Genomic DNA, 628 nt, shown 5'->3' with positions numbered 1-628 from the left:
TCATGAAAGAGGTTGACCGTTCTGATTTGTCCTACATCAATATAGCTGTCACTGGGGCGGAGATCCAAACGGCTTTGCAAGACAGTGGTCGTCTATTTGAATTGCATCATCGAAGCGCTGAAGTGTTGAATCTGATTCAAGACGTGGTTCGTTATTATGGCTTCAACTTGGTGGACGAAGACGAGGCGGATTTTGTTCTCGATATCCAGCAAGCATTGCCGGACGGCGGAGCATGTGTTCATGGCATGGAATCCTTTCGCGACAACTTTACCTACTCTACTTCAGTGCTAACGTTGGGGATTGTTCCAGCGAAAGGTGCGCATTGTATTGTGATTACAGCCGGACTCTACACAGAGTATGTCGACGATAGTACCGCGATCGGTGAATTTATCTCGAATACCGGCTGGGTGAGAATTTACGCCGGTGTTGGTGAAATTGATAATTATCGCAAGACGGTGACTAAGCGTGACGAAATTCGGGCGCTTGAAGCCTCAGCAGCCGGACTTTTAAATCTGTTGATTGAAGAAGGCGCCTTCAAATAATAGGTCTTGGCTTGTGTTATGCCTTAAATGCAAAGCAACCTAGCGCGCTAGGTACTATATAAAGCGATATCTTCTTATCACTAAGT

General features: G+C 46.0%; 1 protein-coding gene. It reads left to right on the top strand.

The genetic code is table 11. The features are described from left to right. Nucleotides 1-542: hypothetical protein (locus A3739_RS29280; RefSeq protein WP_068500390.1), on the top strand; the 542-nt coding region annotated here is incomplete at its 5' end. Nucleotides 543-628: the final 86 nt, after the last annotated feature.

The sequence above is a fragment of the Oleiphilus sp. HI0067 genome (genome assembly GCF_001635735.1).
This window is presented reverse-complemented; position numbering and strand designations above follow the sequence as displayed.